The sequence below is a fragment of the Pseudarthrobacter sp. BIM B-2242 genome, assembly GCF_014764445.1.
Taxonomy (GTDB): domain Bacteria; phylum Actinomycetota; class Actinomycetes; order Actinomycetales; family Micrococcaceae; genus Arthrobacter; species Arthrobacter luteus_A.
Genome location: NZ_CP061721.1, coordinates 3714848 through 3733481 on the forward strand (window position 1 = coordinate 3714848; position 18634 = coordinate 3733481).

Consider the following 18634-nt stretch of genomic DNA (forward strand, 5'->3'; position numbering starts at 1 on the left):
CCAAGGCTGTTCTTCATCCCTTACATAAAAACTTAGTCATTTGCCCGAAGTTTGAAGTGAAATAACCCGACTGAATGGACTGCTGCTGTGCGTACATTGGAGTTTCCAAAGCAACGGAACCACAATTATTTCCAGATCACTGGGGTGGTTGGTCATGGCGACCAACGGGGACGCCTGATGGGCTTTCCCACAGCCAATATTGCTATTCCACCAAATGGCGGCCGCAACGGCGTATGGGCCGGCACGGTTCACCTCGATTCACCCGATCGCCGCGCCCTTCATGTGGCTGCCATATCCATCGGCGACCGGCCCACGTACTACTCCCGGGGCCAGAGTCTCCTGGAGGCGAACCTCTTGGACTTCACGGGCGATCTGTACGGGCAGACCGTCGTGGTGACGCTTCGCCTCCTCATCCGGCCCCAACGCAAGTTCTCAGGCACGTCCGAACTCGTGGACCAGATCCAGGACGACGTAGCCCGGGTTCGAAGCTGGGCTCGGCAAGCAGGCTTTGGGGGCTGCCTCCGGGCAGAACAGGAACCCACCCGCTCGCATTCCAACCCCCTGGCTACCGTTCACCCCATCGCCCTCGGCCACAGGCTCCCCGATCGAGGCGCTTCGCTGTCCGAATTTCTACCGCTGCACAGCTAGGGGTGCCTGCTACAGGCCTACCCCACCGTCGGATCTCCCGGCCGGTCCGAAGCCTGAGCGCCTAGCCGTTGACAGCTCCGGCCAGCCCGGCCTGGATCTTGTCCATGGTCTCGTTGTAGGCAGCGGTCATGTCGATGCCCAGGCGATCCGCCAGGACGAAAATCCACCAGAGCGAGTCGGAAAGCTTGTGCTCAAGCTCCGCGGTGGCGTCCCCTTCAATCTGCCAGGTGCCTTCGCGTGCCAGCAGCAGCCGCCCGATGTAGCCGACGTCGTTCGTGAAACCCAGCATCAGCTCGTGGTCCGACCAGACCCTGCCGTTCAGCCGCTGTTCAAGAACTTCGTACAGCGCACGCACCTCAAGGGCACGGTCGCGGGCATCGGCGAGTTCTGCATGCTTGGGGGAAGTCATCGGTTCCTTCTTTCTATGGGTTACCACTGGAACACGGGCCAATCCCGAATTATTCGCTGTGCCGTGAACCTAGAGGTAGTCGCCGGCCCGTTCGCGGGCGATTTCGAGCAGCGTGGAGTGAAAGGCCACCTCCGCCGGGGCGTACACCTTGTCCTGGCGCTGGGCCAGCAGGATGCGGCGCAGCGGGGCAGCGTCGCCGAGGCTGAGCACACGGACGTCCGGGTGCTGTAGGGCGACGGCGGTTTTGGGCACCATGGCCACTCCCATGCCGACGCTGACCATGGCCTGCGCTTCCTGGTAATCGTTGGCGAGGAAACCGATGGTTGGTTCGAACCCGGCGTCGTGGGCGGAGCGCTGGAGCACCTCCACCACGGGGTGGGCCTCCGCGCGCACAATCCACGATTCGCCGCGCAGGTCCTCCATGCTCACCTGCTCCCGGCCGGCGAGCGGGTGGCTGCCGGCCACCAGGATCACCGTGCTCTCCTGGAAGACTTCGGTAACCCGGATGGAGTCGTCATGGAACCTGTTCCAGGGATAGTCCCACAGCAGGCACAGGCCGGTGATCCCTGACTGCAGGTCCGCCACCAGTTCATCAAAGCGCGCACTGCGCAGCGAGAGGCTGATGGCCGGGTACCGCTTCTTGAAGGCGCGGATGACGACCGGCAGGAAGGACCCTGCCAGCGTAGGAAAAGTGCCCACGGTCAGGGCGCCCCGCTTGAGGCCGGCGATCTGGTCCAGGTCAGACTGGGCAGCCCGCATCTGCCGGATGATCTGGCGCGCATGGCCGGCCAGCACCTGCCCGGCCTCGGTGGGCACCACACCGCGGGAGCGGCGGTTGAGCAGGGGCTGTCCCACCTCCTGCTCGAGCTTGCGCAGTTGCTGGGAGACAGCAGAGGGCGAGTACATCATCAGATCGGCCGCAGCGGTGATCGATCCCTGCTCCACCACCTCCAGCAGCAGCGCCAGGCGCCGCATATCGAAAAGATGCTGCTCGTCATCGTGAAGCATCGCTTTACCCCTCAGCTGATTTGGTTAATTTCCTGCAGGAACTCTGCCAGTGCGGCCATTTGGGGCGGCCAACTCAGATTTGCACCCCGAATGAGGCCGCTTTGCGTAGGCAACCGCAGTGATTGAAGCAATCCTACATCCCCCTTCAATTATTGAACATTGTCTTAATTTGTGATCTGGATCAATCTCTTATCAGGGCCCCTCAAGAAACCCGAGGCACAGAGGAGATGTGGAAGACCAATGAAGATCGAAGCGGAGTGGATGCGCGGAGGCACCAGCAAATGCTGGGTGTTCGAAGCCGGGCATCTGAACGACAGCACGAGCCTGGACTCGCTGCTTCCCCGGGTGTTCGGTAGCCCCGACTCGCGGCAGATCGACGGCGTTGGCGGCGCAACATCGACCACCAGCAAAGCGATGATCCTGCACCGCCCCGCCGAGGAGGACATCGACGTTGATTTCACCTTTGCACAGGTGGGCATCGAAGAAGCCGCCGTGGACTGGGGCAGCAACTGCGGGAACTGCTCGGCCGTAGTGGGCCTGTACGCCATCGAAAAAGGATGGGTGGTCCCCAGCGGGGACGTCACCCGCATCGTCACCCGCAACACCAACACGGGCCAGATCATCGTCCAGCGCGTGGCCACCCCGGCCGGCGCCCTGCCCATCGTTCCCGATGCCCAGATGCCCGGAGTGCCGTTCCCCGGCTACCGCGTGGGGCTCGGCTTCCAGGACCCCGCCGGCAAGACCACCGGAGCGTTGCTTCCCAGCGGTTCAACGACAGACACCATCACCGCAGGGGGGACCCGCTGGACAGTTTCCATGGTCGACGCCGGAGCGCCCGTGGTGATCGTCCGAGCCGAGGACCTGGGCCTGGATGCCGGCCGGTATGACAGCTGGCTGGCCGGCGTGGAACTGCAGCTGGAGACGCTGGAGCAGATCCGGCGGCAGGCGGCGGTGCGCATGGGACTGGCAGCCACCACCGCGTCGGCGGCGCGGGCCATCCCCAAGCTCGCCATTGCTTCCGCCCCCGGCCCCGCGGACACCGGCTGTGACCTGAACGTCATGATGCTGTCCATGGGCCGGCCCCACCCGGCACTGGCTATCACCGGCAGCATCGCCCTGACCCTGGCAGCCCGGACCCCGGGCACGGTGCTGCATGCCATCACCGGCCACACCCTGGGAGCCACGCTGACCCTGCGGACCCCAGCCGGGATCATCGAGACCTGGACCGAGGACCAGGACGGAACCCTTCTTGTGGGCGTCGACCGGACGGCCCGCACCATCGCCACCACCATCATCCATCTCCCCGAGGCCCTCGGCAGCGCCGCCGAAGCCCACCTCGCGGGAGCCACTCATTGAGGAGAACCACCATGACTAAGACTGCGGAACGCACCACCGGCACGGTGGAAGAGACTCAGGACCAACATTCCGGGCGCCCGGCCCGTCGCCGCCGTATCCTGCTGATGGCGGTGGTCGGTATCACCCTCCTTGGTTTGGTGGCCCTCGTTCTGGCGGGAGGCATCTTCAACCAGGCGCCCACCGCGGAACCGGAGCCGACCATGACCGCTATACAGATCATTCCGCTCATCATCCTCGTGGTGATGTTCGTGGTCGCCACCAAGTGGCCCCTGAACATCGGCGTGATGGGGCTGGTGGCGTCCTTCGGCGTCGGCTATTTCATGCTGGGCATGACGGACAAGGAGATCCTCGCGGATTTCCCGGCCAACATCGTCATCACCATCATTGGTGTCACCTACTTCTTCAGCATGGCGCAGCGCAACGGCACCATCGACATCATCGTCCAGACCTGTGCGCGCCTCGTCAGGGGCAAAACCCTCCTGCTCCCCTGGGTGTTCTTCCTGATGGCCGCAGCCCTCACGGCCCTGGGCACCTTCTCCCCCGCCGCCGTGGCCCTGCTGGCACCGGCCGCCATCGGCCTGGCCTACGAGTCCCGGATCCACCCGGTCCTGATGGGCGCCTTCATCATCAACGGCGCCCACGCCGGCGGGTTCTCCCCGCTCTCCGTGGCCGGCGTGCTGGTGCACGACATCGCTGTCAAGAACGGCTTCCCCATCTCGCAGGGCGCCCTGTTCACCGCCAGCTTCGCCATCAACCTGATCCTCTCGGTCCTCACCGTGGTGCTGTTCGCCCTGCTGGGCAAACTGCGCGACGGCGACGGCCAGCACGCCGACCTTGAAACGGCCGCCACCGGCCGCCCCCACGGCCAGCAGGTCCTGACGCTCGCACTGATTGGCGCCCTGCTGGTCTGCGCACTGGGCTTCCACATGCCGATCGGCTTTGTGGCCCTCTCCGCCGGTCTTCTCCTGGCGCTGGTCAACATCAAGGAACACCGCACCTTCATCGGCGGCGTCTCCTGGTCTACCGTCCTGCTGGTCGCCGGCATGATCACGTACGTGTCCCTCCTCCAGCACGTGGGCGTCATCGACACCCTCGCCGAGCAGGCACTGGCACTCGGCGCCCCGCTGCTGGTGGCACTGGTCCTCTGCTACGTCATCGGCGTCGGCTCGGCTTTCGCGTCCTCGACGGCGCTGCTCACCGCGTTCATTCCGCTGGCGGGACCGCTGCTGGCCACCAGCTCGCTGAGTGCCTCCGGGACAGTGGCTGCACTGGCCATCGCCGCCACTGTTGTGGACGTCTCACCCTTCTCCACAGACGGCGCCCTGGTGGTGGCCAACGCCCGTGAGGACGACCGGCAGCGCGTCTACAAGCAGCTGATGATGTACGCGGGCGGCGTGGTGCTGGCCGCTCCGGCCCTGGCCTGGGCACTGCTGGTACCCACCGGCATCATGTGAGTTCTCCGGCCGCGCCGGACGCAGGAGCGCGCGCCCGCACACGACGAAGGCAGGACCCGAAAGGGTCCTGCCTTCTGGTGTTCGGCGAAGCCCGCTCAGTCAGTGCTGCACGCTCAGGACCGACGTGTCCCTGACCCGTCCCTCACGCAGGCTCGTCTGGCACTCAGCCGACCGTCCGGCGACGTCGCCGTGGACGGCAGAGGTAATGGCCTCGACAACGGCAATTTGGCCGGTCGTGTCAGGGACGCCGGGAAACTGCACCTGAGGTGCCTCCACTGCGGCTGCGGGCGCCTCGTTCGTGGCGCGCATGCGAAGAAGCGCTATGGCAGAAATGACGAACCAGGCGACATTCGTGACGACTGACGGCCAGGCCTCGTGGACAGTGCCGTTGACAATAAAAGCGCAGGCACCGACGAGGTTGGCTGCCTGGAATCCCTTGCCGGCCTTCAGCCACCCCATGGACACCGACAGGTACGCACTCAGAATCAGGGCCGCGCCAGTCCAGCCGGCGATTTCCCACAGTACTTCCATGATGTCCTTTCAGGGGTGGTGCCCTGCTGCACCCCTGGGTGGAGGGCAGATGACGGGCTGAATTTTTGTTTTTTCGGGGCTGTTGCCGATTGGCTGAGGCGTCCCCGGATTTTGGCTTTCAAAAGCAATTATGAGGACGCGATGACTGTAGGGCAATTGCATTCTTCTGAAGAGATGGTTTAGAACTACTTAACATGGAAATTGATCCGCGCCGGCTTCGTGTTCTCCTTGCCATCGCCCGCACCGGCGGGGTGCTCGCGGCGGCTGACGAACTGGGGATCACGCCGTCGGCCGTGTCCCAGCAACTCAACAAATTGGAGGACGAGACAGGGCATGCGCTGGTGCTGCGCACGCCCAAAGGCTCAGTCCTGACACCCGCCGGCCTGGCCGTCGCGGAAGCCGGCGAGGAAATCGAACGCGCACTCAGCGTCGCCCGCGCCCGCATTGAAGGCGGGGCCACGGTGGCAGGAGTGGTGCGCGTGGGCGCGTTCACCAGCTTCATCCGGACAGTGGTGATCCCCCGCCTGCCCGAGTGGCGCACCCAGTACCCGCAATTGCAGATCCGGATCGTCGAGGACGACTTTCCTGCCATGATGCGGCTGCTCCGCCAGCGCCAGCTCGACGCCGTCGTGGTCGAGCATGATTCGACGACGGCCGATCCGCGTTTGCTCTCCGCCGGAATGACCGAGGAGCCTCTGCTGGACGAACCGTGGAAGCTGGTGGTTCCCTCCGGAGCCCTGCTCACCACCGAGAACATCGACCTTGCCCGGCTGCCGCTTCCGTGGCTCGGCGTCGAGTCCACAGCGGCCAACGCTTTGGTGCTCGGCCGGCTCCGCCGGTCAACGGGCGCCCCGATGGACACGGCACACCAGTACCAGGAAACGCTGACCGCCCTGGCACTCGTCGCGGCGGGTGAGGGCATAGCCATCTTGCCCACGCTGGCTTTAAGCGGCGTGGTCCATGACGGCGTGGACATCCTGGACGTCCCCGGACTCGGAACCCGGCGGATCGTCCTGCGGCGGTTCGACCGGCGGCGGTCAACCAGCGCGCCGGTGGACACGGTGGCACGCCTGCTGCGGGAATCGGCGGCGGCCTTCGACACCCGGTCGGCATCCTGACCGGCCGCACCAAGGTCATGCGTCCCCCGAAAGTGCACTCGTTACGGGTTAGGCAATAGTCTGGCCAGATGGGGACCAAGGCCGTGAACTCCGGTGAACAGATGGACAGACAGTCGCGCATTCTTGAGGCGGCGCTGGATCTGCTGTCCCGCCACGGGATTTCCGGTGTGAGCATGCGGGCCGTGGCCCGCGAGGCCGGCGTCGCGCTCGGCCTGGTGAATTACTACTACGACGACAAGACCAGCCTGATCCGGGCAGCCCTGCGCCGGGTGGACGAGCACGATCTTCTCCTGGTGGCGCCCGACCCGTCATCCGGCCCCGAGGAACAGCTGCGCAAGGCCCTGCGGCGAGTGGCGGCCGCCGATCTGCTGACCACCCGCTACCTGTCCCTCCGCCTGCACCTGTGGGCCCTCGCCCAGGCGGACGAGGGCTATGCACAAATCAACGCCGAGGCCTTCGACCGCTATCTCGACGGCCTCGCTGCCCTCGTTTCCAACGCCCAGCCCGACCTTTCCTGGGAAGTCTGCCGGGAGCGGGCGGCTGACATTGTGGTCATCCAAAACGGCATGTGGCTGACGGCGCTTCTCGGCGTGGATGAGGCCGCCATCCAGCGAAGCATCGCCCGCACGGAGGAAATCGCCTTCGCGCCGCTTCACGACCACACCGTCTAGGTCTACGGGTTGCACCGGCCCTGAACCACCCGCACCGGGTACGTTGAGTTCGAGTTCGTAGCATTGAACGAGTGTTCAAAAAAACATTGAACACTCGTTCAATCTGCATTACTGTCCTTCCTATGACTTACGCCACACCAGCCCATGACGTCATTCGAACCGCAACAACCGAGACAGCATCCACCCTGTTCATCAACGGTGCCTGGGAGCCGGCCGCCTCCGGCGCCGTGCGTGCAATCCGCAACCCCGCCGACGGCGAGTTGGTGGCCACCGTGTCCGAGGCCGGCCGGGAGGACGCCGGACGCGCCATCGCCGCAGCCCGTGCAGCCTTCGACTCCGGAATCTGGTCGAACGTCCCGGCACCCGAGCGCGGCACCTTCCTGCTCAAGGTCGCCGCCGGACTGCGCGAACGCCGGGAAAAGTTCGCCCGCGCCGAGTCGCTGGACACCGGCAAGCGAATGGTCGAGAGCCGCATCGACATGGACGACATTGCCGCCTGCTTCGAGTACTTCGGCAGGCTCGCCGGGCAGCAGGCGGGCCGCATCGTCGACGCCGGGAACACCGCCGTCGTCAGCAAAATCGTCTACGAACCCGTGGGCGTCTGCGGCCTGATCACCCCGTGGAACTACCCCCTGCTCCAGGCGGCATGGAAGATCGCACCCGCACTCGCCGCGGGCTGCACGTTCGTCCTCAAGCCCTCCGAGCTGACCCCGTCCACCGCTATCCTGGCCATGCAGCTGCTGCAGGACCTCGGCCTGCCGGACGGCGTCGCCAACCTCGTGACCGGCGCCGGCGCGGAGGCGGGCGCCCCGCTCTCGGAGCACCCCGCCGTCGACCTCGTCTCCTTTACGGGCGGGCTGGAAACCGGCAAGCGGATCGCGGCGGCCGCCGCCGGCACCGTCAAGAAGGTGGCCCTGGAGCTCGGCGGGAAGAACCCCAATGTGGTGTTCGCGGACGCGGACTTCGACGCCGCCGTGGACAACGCCTTGAACGGCGCGTTCGTCCACTCCGGGCAGGTCTGCTCCGCCGGGGCGCGGCTGGTGGTGGAGGAATCGATCGCCGAACGCTTCGTGGACGAGCTGGTCCGCCGCGCGCAAACCATCCGCCTGGGCGGCCCCTTTGACGACGCCGCAGAAACCGGACCGCTGATTTCCGCGGCACACCGCGACAAAGTCAACGCCTATGTCCAGCGCGGCATCCAGGAGGGTGCGCGGCTGCGGACCGGCGGTGCGGCGCCTGCCGGGGAGAAGTACGACGGCGGGTTCTACTACCAGCCCACCGTCCTGGACCGCGTCACCCGGGGGATGTCCGTGGTCACCGACGAGGCGTTCGGCCCGGTGGTGACCGTGGAAACGTTCCGCACCGAGGACGAGGCGGTGGCCACCGCCAACGACACCGTCTATGGCCTGGCCGGCGCGGTCTGGACCCAGGATGCCGGCAAGGCGCAGCGCGTGGCATCCCGGCTGCGGCACGGCACCATCTGGATCAACGACTACCACCCTTACCTTCCCCAGGCCGAGTGGGGCGGCTTCGGCCAGTCCGGCGTCGGCCGCGAGCTGGGTCCCACGGGCCTGGCCGAATACCAGGAAGCCAAGCACATCTACCAGAACACCAGCCCGCAGGTCACCGGCTGGTTTGCTGACCACGGCAAGGAGAACTAGATGCACTACGACAACATTGAGGACCTCACCGAGCGCGGGTTCGACTACGTCGTCATCGGCGGCGGATCCGCCGGTGCCGCCGTCGCCGCCCGGCTGAGCGAGGACCCGGACGTGACCGTGGCCCTCGTGGAGGCCGGCCCGGATGACCGTAACCTGCCCGAAATCCTGCAGCTGGACCGCTGGATGGAGCTGCTCGAATCCGGCTACGACTGGGACTACCCGGTGGAACCGCAGGAAAACGGCAACTCGTTTATGCGCCACGCCCGTGCCAGGGTGATGGGCGGCTGCTCGAGCCACAACTCCTGCATCGCCTTCTGGGCACCCCGCGAGGACCTGGACGAGTGGGAGTCCAAGTACGGCGCCACGGGCTGGAATGCCGATGCCGCCTGGCCCCTCTACCAGCGGCTGGAAACCAATGAGGACGCCGGCCCGGACGCACCCCACCACGGGGACTCAGGACCCGTGCACCTGATGAACGTGCCCCCGGCGGATCCTGCCGGCGTCGCGCTTTTGGACGCCTGCGAACAGACGGGCATTCCCCGGGCGAAGTTCAACACCGGCACCACCGTGGTCAACGGCGCCAACTTCTTCCAGATCAACCGCCGCGCGGATGGCACCCGGGCCTCCAGCTCGGTCTCCTACATCCACCCCATCGTGGACCGCCCCAACTTCACCCTGCTGACCGGCTTGCGCGCCCGCCAACTGGTGTTCGACGCGGCAAAGCGCTGCACCGGCGTGGACGTGGTGGACTCCGCATTCGGCCGGACCCACCGGCTCTCCGCGCACCGCGAGGTGATCCTCTCCACCGGCGCCATCGACTCCCCCAAGCTGCTGATGCTCTCCGGCATCGGCCCGGCCGCGCACCTGGCCCGGCACGGCATCGAGGTGCTGGTGGACTCCCCCGGCGTGGGTGAAAACCTGCAGGACCACCCCGAAGGCGTGGTCCAGTTCGAGGCCAGGCAGCCCATGGTGCAGACCTCCACCCAGTGGTGGGAGATCGGCATCTTCACCCCCACCGAGGACGGCCTGGACCGCCCGGACCTGATGATGCACTACGGCTCCGTCCCGTTCGACATGAACACCCTGCGGCACGGCTACCCCACCACGGAGAACGGCTTCAGCCTCACCCCGAACGTCACGCATGCCCGCTCCCGCGGCACCGTCAGGCTGCGCAGCCGCGATTTCCGCGACAAGCCCATGGTGGATCCGCGCTATTTCACCGATCCCGAGGGCCACGACATGCGCGTTATGGTGGCCGGCATCCGCAAGGCCCGCGAAATCGCCGCCCAGCCCGCCATGGCCGCATGGACCGGCCGCGAGCTCTCGCCCGGGGTCGAGGCGCAGACTGACGAGGAGCTGCGGGAGTACATCCGCAAGACCCACAACACCGTGTACCACCCGGTGGGCACCGTCCGGATGGGAGCGGACGACGACGGCATGTCACCGCTGGATCCCCAGCTGCGGGTCAAGGGCGTCACCGGCCTGCGCGTCGCCGATGCGTCCGTCATGCCTGAACACGTCACCGTCAACCCCAACATCACCGTCATGATGATCGGCGAGCGCTGTGCTGATCTGATCCGCGCAGGCCACACCGGCGGCACTAAAAAGCTCGCTGCAAAGCTCGCTGAAAAGAAAGAGGAGGACCTCAGCCCGTCCTTCGCCTGAGGGGCACGTTCCGGAGGCTATTGATTTCACCCCGCGTCCAATGGCGTCCGCGGGTTGCATCGCGCGTACTTTTCTGACCTAGGAGTTCACATTTTGGAACCCAGCAAGAGTATTGATTCAAGCGGCATGGATGAGTTCGGCTACACCCAGACCCTGGACCGGAGCATCGGCAAGTTCGCCAGCTTCGCCGCCGGCGTCAGCTACATCTCCATCCTCACCGGCGTCTTCCAACTGTTCTACTTTGGTTTTTCCATGGCCGGCCCGGCGTACGCCTGGTCCTGGCCCATCGTGTTTGTCGGCCAGCTGATGGTGGCACTGTGTTTCGCCGAACTGGCCGGCCGCTACCCCGTGGCCGGCTCGGTCTACAACTGGGCCAAGCGGCTCTCGTCCGGGACGTCGTCCTGGCTGGCGGGCTGGCTGCTGATGCTGTCCTCCATCATGGCGCTGGGGTCAGTGGCACTGGCCCTGCAGCTCACCCTGCCGCAGCTGTGGTCCGGGTTCCAGTTCGTCGGTGACGGCACCGGACCCTACGACTTCGCCATGAACGGCGTAATACTGGCCACCATCATGATCACCATCTCCACGCTCATCAACGCCTTCGGCGTGAAACTGATGACCAGGATCAACAGCATCGGCGTCTTCGTGGAGCTGATCGCGGCTGTGCTGCTGATCCTCGCGCTGGGCTGGCACACAGTGCGGGGCCCGGAGGTCTTCTTCGACACCGCCGGCTTCGGCGAAGGGCACGACCTCGGCTTCTTCGGCGTCTTCCTCATCGGCGCCATGGCGTCCGGCTACGTTATGTACGGCTTTGATACCGCCAGCTCCCTCGGCGAGGAAACGAAGGACCCCAAGCGCACCGCACCCAAGGCCATCCTGCGCGCCATCACCGCCTCCTTCGTGCTGGGCGGGCTGATCCTGCTCTTCGGCATCCTGGCCGCACCGGACCTGACGGACCCGCAGGTGGGAGCTCCCGACGGCGGGCTCCAGTACATCGTGCTCTCCGTCCTCGGCGGACCGTTCGGCAAGGCCTTCCTGGCCTGCATCGTGGTGGCCGTGGTGGTCTGCACCCTGGCCGTCCACGCCGCCGCCATCCGCATGATGTTCGCCATGGCCCGGGACAACAACCTGCCGTTCAGCCGGCAGCTCAGCAAAGTGGACCCGGTCCGCAGGACCCCCAAAGTCGCGGCGATCGTGATCGGTGTTATGGCCATCATCCCCCTTCTGGTCAACGTGATGCAGCCCGCCATCTTCACCATCCTGTCCAGCATCAGCATCGTGCTGATCTACCTGTCCTACCTCCTGGTCACGGTTCCCCTGCTGCGCAACCGGCTCCTGAAGAAGTGGCCGCTTGCCGACGACGGCTCCGAGCCCGGCTTCAGCCTGGGCAAATGGGGACTGCCAGTAAACATCCTGGCGGTCCTGTGGGGCGCGGCCATGACGGTGAACCTGGTCTGGCCCCGGCCGGAGATCTACAACTCGGTGCCGCCCTTCGAGTGGTACCTGCAGTGGGGCGGCGTGATCTTCGTGGCCGCCGTGATCATCGGCGGGACCATGCTTTACCGCCTGAAGATCCGCCACCAGACAGGCGTGCTGGCAGAGCACGCCGCGGCAGTGGCAGCACATCCGTCGTCGGGCGCCGCGCAGCATCAAGCGCCGCAGCACGAAGCCGCGGAGGATGCCCTGGTCCCCGCGTCGGAAGCGTCGTAACACCCGTCCGGAAAACGGCCGACGGCGGCACTCACCTGAGTGCCGCCGTCGACCGTTGCACTTTTGGAACTGCCCGATCGGGCCGCTGTCCTAGACCTCACCACGCCAGGCACCGGTTTCGGTGCCGCGCGATTCGATGAAGTCCTTGAACTTTCGCATGTCGGCCTTGACCTGCATCTCGTCAATCTTCAATGCCGCGCCTGCCTTTTCAGTGGCGGTTTCCGGCGCCCATTCGAAATGGACTCTGACCTTCGTGTGATTGGCATCCAGCGGAGTGAACCTGATGATGCCGGCATGCGACTTGCCGTCGGTGCTGCGCCAGGCGATCCGATCGTCAGGCTCCTGGTCAACTATTTCGGTATCGAATTCCCGCTGAACGCCACCCACCTTGGTGACCCAGTGGTTGGTGGTGTCGGTCAGCTGGGTTACTGATTCCACACCGGACATGAACTGCGGAAAGGATTCGAACTGGGTCCACTGGTTGTACGCGGTCCGCACCGGAACTGCGACTTCAACGGTCTCTTCAACGTGTTCCATCTGCTTCCTCCCTATGACGGACGGCAGCAACAGCGGACCGGCAGAGCTTGCCATCCTGCCAGTCAGGCAGCCGCCACATTTGCACGATAAATCCGGCGGCCACCGGTGTCCAGACCTTCAAAATTCCCTCGATCTCGGCGCATGTAACCGCCTGGCACCCTGACGTCACACAACGTGACGGCCTCCAGATCCCGACACGCCACGCCCTACCCTTGAAGCGTGACTTTGACTAAGATCCGCACCGCCGCCGCGAGCTCCCTCGCCGCCGCCGGTCTCCTGCTGACCCTCGCCGCCTGTTCCACACCGGCCGCCACCCCATCCGCCTCTGCGCCGGCTTCCTCTGCAGCGCCTTCCTCCGCGACGGCTTCAGCCAATGCCTCCGAGCCCTGCACCGGCGTGAAGGTCATCGTCGATTCCGGCTCCCTGGAGCAGGCTGCCGCCGATACCTCCGTGTGCGTGCCCGTGGACGGACCCACTCTGGCATCTGCCGTGCTGAGCGACGCTGAGGTGAAGATCGAGGGCACCGCTAAGTACCCCACGAGCTTCGCGTGCCGCGTCAACGGTGTGCCCGCTGCGGACTTCGACATCAAGCACAAGGGTGGCACTATCCGCGAAGTGTGCGATGACAAAAACACTGTCTCTTATTGGGCCCTCTGGGTGAAGCCCGCTGCCGGCACGTGGGGTTACGCGCAAGAAGGTCTGGACAGCCTCAAGCTCAACCCGGGAGAGAGCCTGGAGCTGCTCTACACGGTCGACGGCGAACCGGCCGCACCCGCAGCATGACCTTTCGACCCGCGCCGCTACGAGCAGCGGCGGCTCTCGCCGTCGTCTTCATCGCGGCGCGGGTCATTTACCGCATCCTCTTCAACGGGGCGGGACTTGGCGAACCGGTCCTACTCGACCTCCCGTCGATGCGGCTGCCGGCCCCGTACGCGCATGTGGTTTTTCTCGGCCCGGTCAGCGGACCCGGCCTGTGGGCCGCGGTGGTATCCGCCCTGCCGATTGCCGGGATGTTCCTCGCCTTCGGCCTGCTCAACGCCTGGGTGGACGTGGCCCGCGGCTTCGTGCACCTGGCCCGCCGCGGTCCCATGCAAGGTTTGGCCCGGACGCTTGTGGTGGCGTGGGCGGCGCTTCCGGCGCTTGCCGACGCCGTCACCTCCGTCCGCCTGGCGTTCCGCCTGCGGGGCGAACGGTTCGGCCCCCGCGCCCTGGTGCCCGTGCTCGAGCGCACCCTGGAACACGCGGCGCGGGTTGCCGCGGCGCTGGAGCTGTGCGGCTTCGGGAGCCGGGCGCCGCACTGTGCCGGGAACGACGACGGCGGCCCGCTTCTGGTGCGTGACGCACAGTTCCGCATCGGCGACGCCTCAGTGAACGTCCCGGGATTCACGCCGTCCAGCGGGTCCATCACGGTGATGACCGGCCCGACCGGGTCCGGCAAGTCCACCGTCCTGCGCGGCATCGCCGGCCTCCTCTCCCACGTCGACGGCGGCGAAATCTCCGGCACCGTGCGCGTCGCCGGAGCACACCGGGCCACCACGCCGCCGCGCGACACCGCACGCCACGTCGGCGTCGTCCTGCAGAATCCCCGCGCCGCCTTCGCCTCCACCCGGGTCCGGGACGAGATCTCCCTCGCCCTTGAGCTGCGCGGCACGCCATCCGCTGCCGCCAAGGCCCGGGTGCTCGAGGTCGCGGACCGCATCGGGGTGTCGGCGCTGCTGGACCGGAATATCAGCACCCTCTCCGCGGGTGAGGCAACGCTCGTGGCCATCGCCGCCGCGGTGGTGGATGATCCGGCCCTGCTCCTGGTGGACGAGCCCTTGGCCGACCTTGATACTTCGGCCCGCGGACGCGTCATCGCCGTGCTCAGCGCCCTCGCCCGTGATGCCGGAGTCTGCGTCATCGTGGCGGAGCACCGCGCGGAAGCACTCGTTCCCATTGCCGACTCGTGGTGGACCATCGACGACGGCGCCCTCGTGCCAGGTGCCGCGCCAACCGCTTCGGTCCCGGCTGTTGCACATCCAACACCCACTCCGGAAACGGGGCACGCGCCCGTCCTGGCGGCGGCCAACCTCGCGGTGCACCGCAAGGGCAAGGCGCTCGTGAGCGATGCGTCCCTGACCCTGAACCGCGGCGAAGTGGTGGCCCTGGTGGGACCAAACGGCGCCGGAAAGTCCTCCCTCCTGGTGGCGCTCGCCCTGGGCGAAGGAACGGTCAACGGCGGTACTCTCGGCGGCGGCCGCGTCGCCCTCGTCCCGGACGCCTCGGACGACCTCTTCACCAGGGACACGGTGGCAGGAGAGCTCCGCGCCGCCGAGCACCGCCAAGCCCGCGGAAAAGGCGCCCGGCCCGAACCAGGATCCGCGGCCTCACGCCTGGCCCGGTTGCGCGGAGACGTCCGGATTCCCATCGGGCACGAGCATCCCCGGGATCTCTCGGCCGGAGAGCGCAGGATCCTTGCCATCACGCTGCAGACCATGGACCACCCCCAGGTGCTCCTCATCGATGAGCCCACCCGCGGACTCGACCCTGCGGCACGCACGGCGGTCGCGGCTGCGCTGCGGGCAGCCGCGGACGACGGCGCGGCGGTCCTCATCGCCACCCACGACCTCTCCTTTGCCCACAGCCTTGGCGCCCGGATCCTCCCGATGCGTGACGGCGTCGCGCCCTCCACTGCGTCTGAGAAAACAGAATCCGCCCCGGAACCGCACCTCCCGCTCCCCCGGCAGGAAAACGCCCGAGCCCGGCCACGCGTCACCGAACAATCCGACACGCACGCCCCCACACGGCAGCACCGCCACCGGATGCCGCGCGGCGCCGAACTCGCCGTCCTCGCCGCCGCCAACGTCCTGGCCCTCGCAGCGTTCTGCTGGCCGCTGCTCGCAGCGGCCTTCCCCGAGGACGCCGCCGCGTCACTCCCCTACGCGGCGCTGGCCATCGCGCCGCTCGCCGTCGTCGCCATCGTGGTGTCCCTCGACGGCTCGGTGAGCTCGGCACACACGGTGGCGCTGCTCGGTGTCCTGGCAGCGGTCGGTTCCGCGGTGCGGGTGGCGAGCACCGGCGTCGGGGGCGTGGAGGCGGTCTTTATCCTGCTGATCCTGGCCGGCCGGGCCTTCGGCGCCCGGTTCGGCATGCTCCTCGGGGCTGCCACCATCGCCCTCTCCAGCGCCCTGTGGGGCGGCATCGGGCCGTGGACGCCGTTCCAGATCTTCGCCTGCGCGTGGGTGGGGGCGGGCGCCGGGCTGCTCCCCCGGCGGGTGCGGGGCAAGGCCGAACTGTGGATGCTGTGCGGCTACGGCATCGTGGCGTCGTACCTGTTCGGGCTGCTGACCAACCTGTGGTTCTGGCCCTTCGCGGTGGGGGCCGGCACCGGCATCTCCTACCTGCCCGGCGCGCCGCTGGGCACCAACATCAGCAGCTTCCTGCTCTACTCGCTGGTGACCTCGACGGCGGGCTGGGACACCCTGCGTGCCGTCACCACCATCATCGGAATCGCCGTGGTGGGGCGGGCCATCCTCGCCGCCCTCCGGCGGGTGAAGCCCGTCTCCAGCGCGGGCGCGCACGCGGCGCAGGCCCAACCCGCCCAGCCCAGGGACCGGCTTCACCTCAAGGTCTGAGGAGCCCGCCAGGACCGGCCCCCCTGGTTGATGATGTGCGTCAGGCACCGGCGTACCCAGGGCGACCACCCGAAGAATGAGCCAGGAATCGTTCATGCACTGATTCTGCATGGTTATCTTCAAATTCTTGCGCTTTTATTGCAGCGCTTGTGACCCTAGTCTCATCAGTAGAGCTGTCCCGTGACCGTGAAGGGTGCTTCGGTGGCCTGAAACCTGGGGAGGTATCCTCATCGAAGCACCGCTCTCGGGCCATGGGGCAGCGCCTGCAAATTTGCCGGCCAGTGCAAGGCCATCCGAACGGAAGGCCTGGCACCAAATACCCCTACACAAAGGAGTGTCCATGTCAGGAAACAGAGCCGTCGCCTACAAAGAACCCGGTGTCGTCGAAATCATCAACACCGACTACCCGACGTTCGAACTCAAAGATGGGCCTGGCGTTAATCCCGCCAATGTGGGCCGAAAAGTACCCCACGGCGCGATCCTGCGCACGGTGACCACCAATATCTGCGGCTCGGACCAGCACATGGTGAGGGGCCGGACCACAGCCCCAAAGGACCTCGTCCTCGGCCATGAAATCACCGGTGAAGTGGTGGAGGTCGGTCCGGACGTGGAGTTCATCAAGGTGGGCGACATTGTCTCCGTACCTTTCAATATCTCCTGCGGCCGGTGCCGGAACTGCAAGGAGCGCAAGACGGGCATCTGCCTGAACGTCAACCCTGACCGCCCGGGCAGCGCCTATGGTTATGTGGATATGGGCGGCTGGGTGGGCGGCCAAGCCGAATATGTGCTGGTCCCCTATGCTGACTGGAACCTGCTCAGGTTCCCGGATCGCGACCAGGCCCTGGAAAAGATCATGGACCTGACCATGCTTTCCGATATCTTCCCCACAGGCTTTCACGGCGCCGTCACCGCCGGGGTGGGCGTCGGATCCACTGTCTATATTGCCGGTGCCGGCCCGGTGGGCCTCGCGGCCGCCGTCGGCGCCCAGCTGCTCGGTGCAGCCGTGGTGATTGTCGGCGACATGAACGAAGACCGCCTGGCTCAGGCCCGATCCTTCGGCTGCGAAACGGTGAACGTCACAAACGGCGATCCGAAGGACCAGATCGAGCAAATCCTTGGCGTCCCCGAAGTTGATTGCGGCGTCGACGCCGTAGGGTTTGAAGCCCGCGGTCACGGCAAGGACGCCTCCCACGAGGCCCCCGCCACCGTGCTGAACTCGCTCATGGACATCACCGCTGCAGGCGGGGCTCTGGGCATTCCCGGCCTGTATGTCACCGGCGACCCTGGTGGAGTTGACGAGGCAGCCAAGCACGGCTCCCTCTCGCTGTCCTTGGGTACCGGATGGGCAAAGTCCCTGTCGTTTACCACTGGACAGTGCCCCGTCATGTCATACAACCGCCAGCTGATGATGGCGATCCTGCACGACAAGGTTCAGATCGCCAAGGCAGTAAACGCGAAAGCGATCCCGCTTGAGGATGCACCGCGCGGTTACGCCGAATTTGACGCCGGTTCGGCGACGAAATTCGTGCTGAATCCGAACGGATACGTCAAGGCGTAGAACCGCAGCGCATCCACTCTCCCAGCACCAGCAAAGGTAATCACATGACCCACCGCACCGACCAAGAATCGATTCTCCGCCTTAGCAGCAACGGGGAAAAGCCTGTTGACATCCGGCTCGAAGCATCGAGTCCGGTGACCGTTCGGCTGCAGCTGGATGGTGGCTGCAATTGCCACCATGGCACTGAAAATCGCCCCGGTTCGTATGTTGACAGCGACCTCGGCGTCCGCTGACAACGGCTGCACCGGCCATTCGGCATCAGCCCTGAGGCCGGGACCACTCAGATAGGCCTGAAGTGCGCACACAGGAAAGCGGCCGACGGCGGGAACCTCCCGCCGTCGGCCGCTTTCGTTGTGTAAGGGTTCGGGGTGTAAGGGTGCGGGCCACCTGGACCACCGGTATTGCTCCCCGGCCGAAGCCGGCCGGAGCCATGCGCCCAACACGGCCAGCGCACTAATCCAGGTTGTTGCCTGCCGTTTCAGGCCCGCACGGCATTGCCCCGCAGGGCGTCAGACGTTGGACCGCTGTTTGAGCCAGCCCCACACGCCCGTGGCCACGAACAGGATCAGGCCGATGAAGGCCAGCCACAGCAGGCCCTTCACCACGAAGCCGAGGATCGAGAGGACAAGCCAGATGATAAGCAGTGTGATGATAATTCCCATAGGGGAAGCTTAAGCCTTGTCCCTGCCGAAACCGG

Annotated in this window: 17 protein-coding genes; 12 read left to right on the plus strand and 5 right to left on the minus strand. The window is 66.2% G+C overall.

The features are described from left to right. The first annotated feature begins 87 nt into the window (after positions 1-87). The gene (locus tag IDT60_RS17180) at positions 88-648 is read left to right on the plus strand and encodes a riboflavin kinase (RefSeq protein ID WP_191079969.1); all 561 of its coding nucleotides are present in this window, start codon (positions 88-90) and stop codon (positions 646-648) included. A gap of 61 nt (positions 649-709) precedes the next feature. Here IDT60_RS17180 and IDT60_RS17185 read toward each other — a convergent pair whose 3' ends face one another. Beyond that, positions 710-1057 (minus strand): hypothetical protein, encoded by a 348-nt coding sequence (locus tag IDT60_RS17185; RefSeq protein WP_191079970.1) that lies wholly within the window; start codon positions 1055-1057, stop codon positions 710-712. 69 nt (positions 1058-1126) lie between these two features. Next, positions 1127-2065 (minus strand): LysR family transcriptional regulator, encoded by a 939-nt coding sequence (locus tag IDT60_RS17190; protein WP_191079971.1) that lies wholly within the window; start codon positions 2063-2065, stop codon positions 1127-1129. 240 nt (positions 2066-2305) lie between these two features. Between IDT60_RS17190 and IDT60_RS17195 the strand changes: the two genes are divergently transcribed. Continuing rightward, positions 2306-3421 (plus strand): PrpF domain-containing protein, encoded by a 1116-nt coding sequence (locus IDT60_RS17195; RefSeq protein ID WP_164204744.1) that lies wholly within the window; start codon positions 2306-2308, stop codon positions 3419-3421. 11 nt (positions 3422-3432) lie between these two features. Continuing rightward, positions 3433-4875 (plus strand): SLC13 family permease, encoded by a 1443-nt coding sequence (locus IDT60_RS17200; protein ID WP_191079972.1) that lies wholly within the window; start codon positions 3433-3435, stop codon positions 4873-4875. 99 nt (positions 4876-4974) lie between these two features. Here the strand turns inward: IDT60_RS17200 and IDT60_RS17205 are convergent, their stop codons facing one another. Then, entirely contained in the window at positions 4975-5406 is a 432-nt protein-coding gene (locus IDT60_RS17205) for a hypothetical protein (RefSeq protein ID WP_191079973.1), read from the minus strand. A 194-nt stretch (positions 5407-5600) separates the two neighbouring features. Here IDT60_RS17205 and IDT60_RS17210 point away from each other — a divergent pair, with 194 nt between their 5' ends. The 5 genes from IDT60_RS17210 (at position 5601) to IDT60_RS17230 (ending at position 12228) form a co-directional block, all read left to right on the plus strand. Beyond that, on the plus strand, positions 5601-6524 hold the full coding sequence (locus IDT60_RS17210; RefSeq protein ID WP_191079974.1) for a LysR family transcriptional regulator: 924 nt from the start codon (positions 5601-5603) through the stop codon (positions 6522-6524). A gap of 68 nt (positions 6525-6592) precedes the next feature. After that, positions 6593-7195: a TetR/AcrR family transcriptional regulator gene (locus IDT60_RS17215; RefSeq protein WP_191079975.1), complete on the plus strand. Its 603-nt coding sequence runs from the start codon at positions 6593-6595 to the stop codon at positions 7193-7195. Positions 7196-7317: 122 nt separating this feature from the next. After that, complete coding sequence (locus IDT60_RS17220) at positions 7318-8856, plus strand: aldehyde dehydrogenase family protein (protein WP_191079976.1); 1539 nt, start codon at positions 7318-7320, stop codon at positions 8854-8856. After that, positions 8857-10521 (plus strand): GMC family oxidoreductase, encoded by a 1665-nt coding sequence (locus IDT60_RS17225; RefSeq protein ID WP_223883778.1) that lies wholly within the window; start codon positions 8857-8859, stop codon positions 10519-10521. It begins immediately after the preceding gene. A gap of 126 nt (positions 10522-10647) precedes the next feature. Continuing rightward, entirely contained in the window at positions 10648-12228 is a 1581-nt protein-coding gene (locus IDT60_RS17230) for an APC family permease (RefSeq protein WP_191082003.1), read from the plus strand. A 90-nt stretch (positions 12229-12318) separates the two neighbouring features. Here the strand turns inward: IDT60_RS17230 and IDT60_RS17235 are convergent, their stop codons facing one another. After that, positions 12319-12765, minus strand: coding sequence for an SRPBCC family protein (locus IDT60_RS17235; RefSeq protein WP_164204729.1), 447 nt, complete (start codon positions 12763-12765; stop codon positions 12319-12321). Positions 12766-12984: 219 nt separating this feature from the next. Between IDT60_RS17235 and IDT60_RS17240 the strand changes: the two genes are divergently transcribed. The 4 genes from IDT60_RS17240 (at position 12985) to IDT60_RS17255 (ending at position 18170) form a co-directional block, all read left to right on the plus strand. Continuing rightward, complete coding sequence (locus IDT60_RS17240) at positions 12985-13548, plus strand: hypothetical protein (RefSeq protein WP_191079977.1); 564 nt, start codon at positions 12985-12987, stop codon at positions 13546-13548. After that, on the plus strand, positions 13545-16379 hold the full coding sequence (locus IDT60_RS17245) for an ATP-binding cassette domain-containing protein (protein WP_191079978.1): 2835 nt from the start codon (positions 13545-13547) through the stop codon (positions 16377-16379). The genes IDT60_RS17240 and IDT60_RS17245 overlap by 4 nt, the downstream gene beginning before the upstream one ends. 340 nt (positions 16380-16719) lie before the next feature. Next, complete coding sequence (fdhA, locus tag IDT60_RS17250; protein WP_164204710.1) at positions 16720-17937, plus strand: formaldehyde dehydrogenase, glutathione-independent; 1218 nt, start codon at positions 16720-16722, stop codon at positions 17935-17937. 44 nt (positions 17938-17981) lie between these two features. Next, on the plus strand, positions 17982-18170 hold the full coding sequence (locus tag IDT60_RS17255; protein ID WP_191079979.1) for a hypothetical protein: 189 nt from the start codon (positions 17982-17984) through the stop codon (positions 18168-18170). 276 nt (positions 18171-18446) lie between these two features. Here the strand turns inward: IDT60_RS17255 and IDT60_RS17260 are convergent, their stop codons facing one another. Continuing rightward, a complete protein-coding gene (locus IDT60_RS17260) occupies positions 18447-18599 on the minus strand; it encodes a hypothetical protein (RefSeq protein WP_167525100.1) in 153 nt (50 codons plus the stop codon). Between the last annotated feature and the right edge of the window lie 35 nt (positions 18600-18634).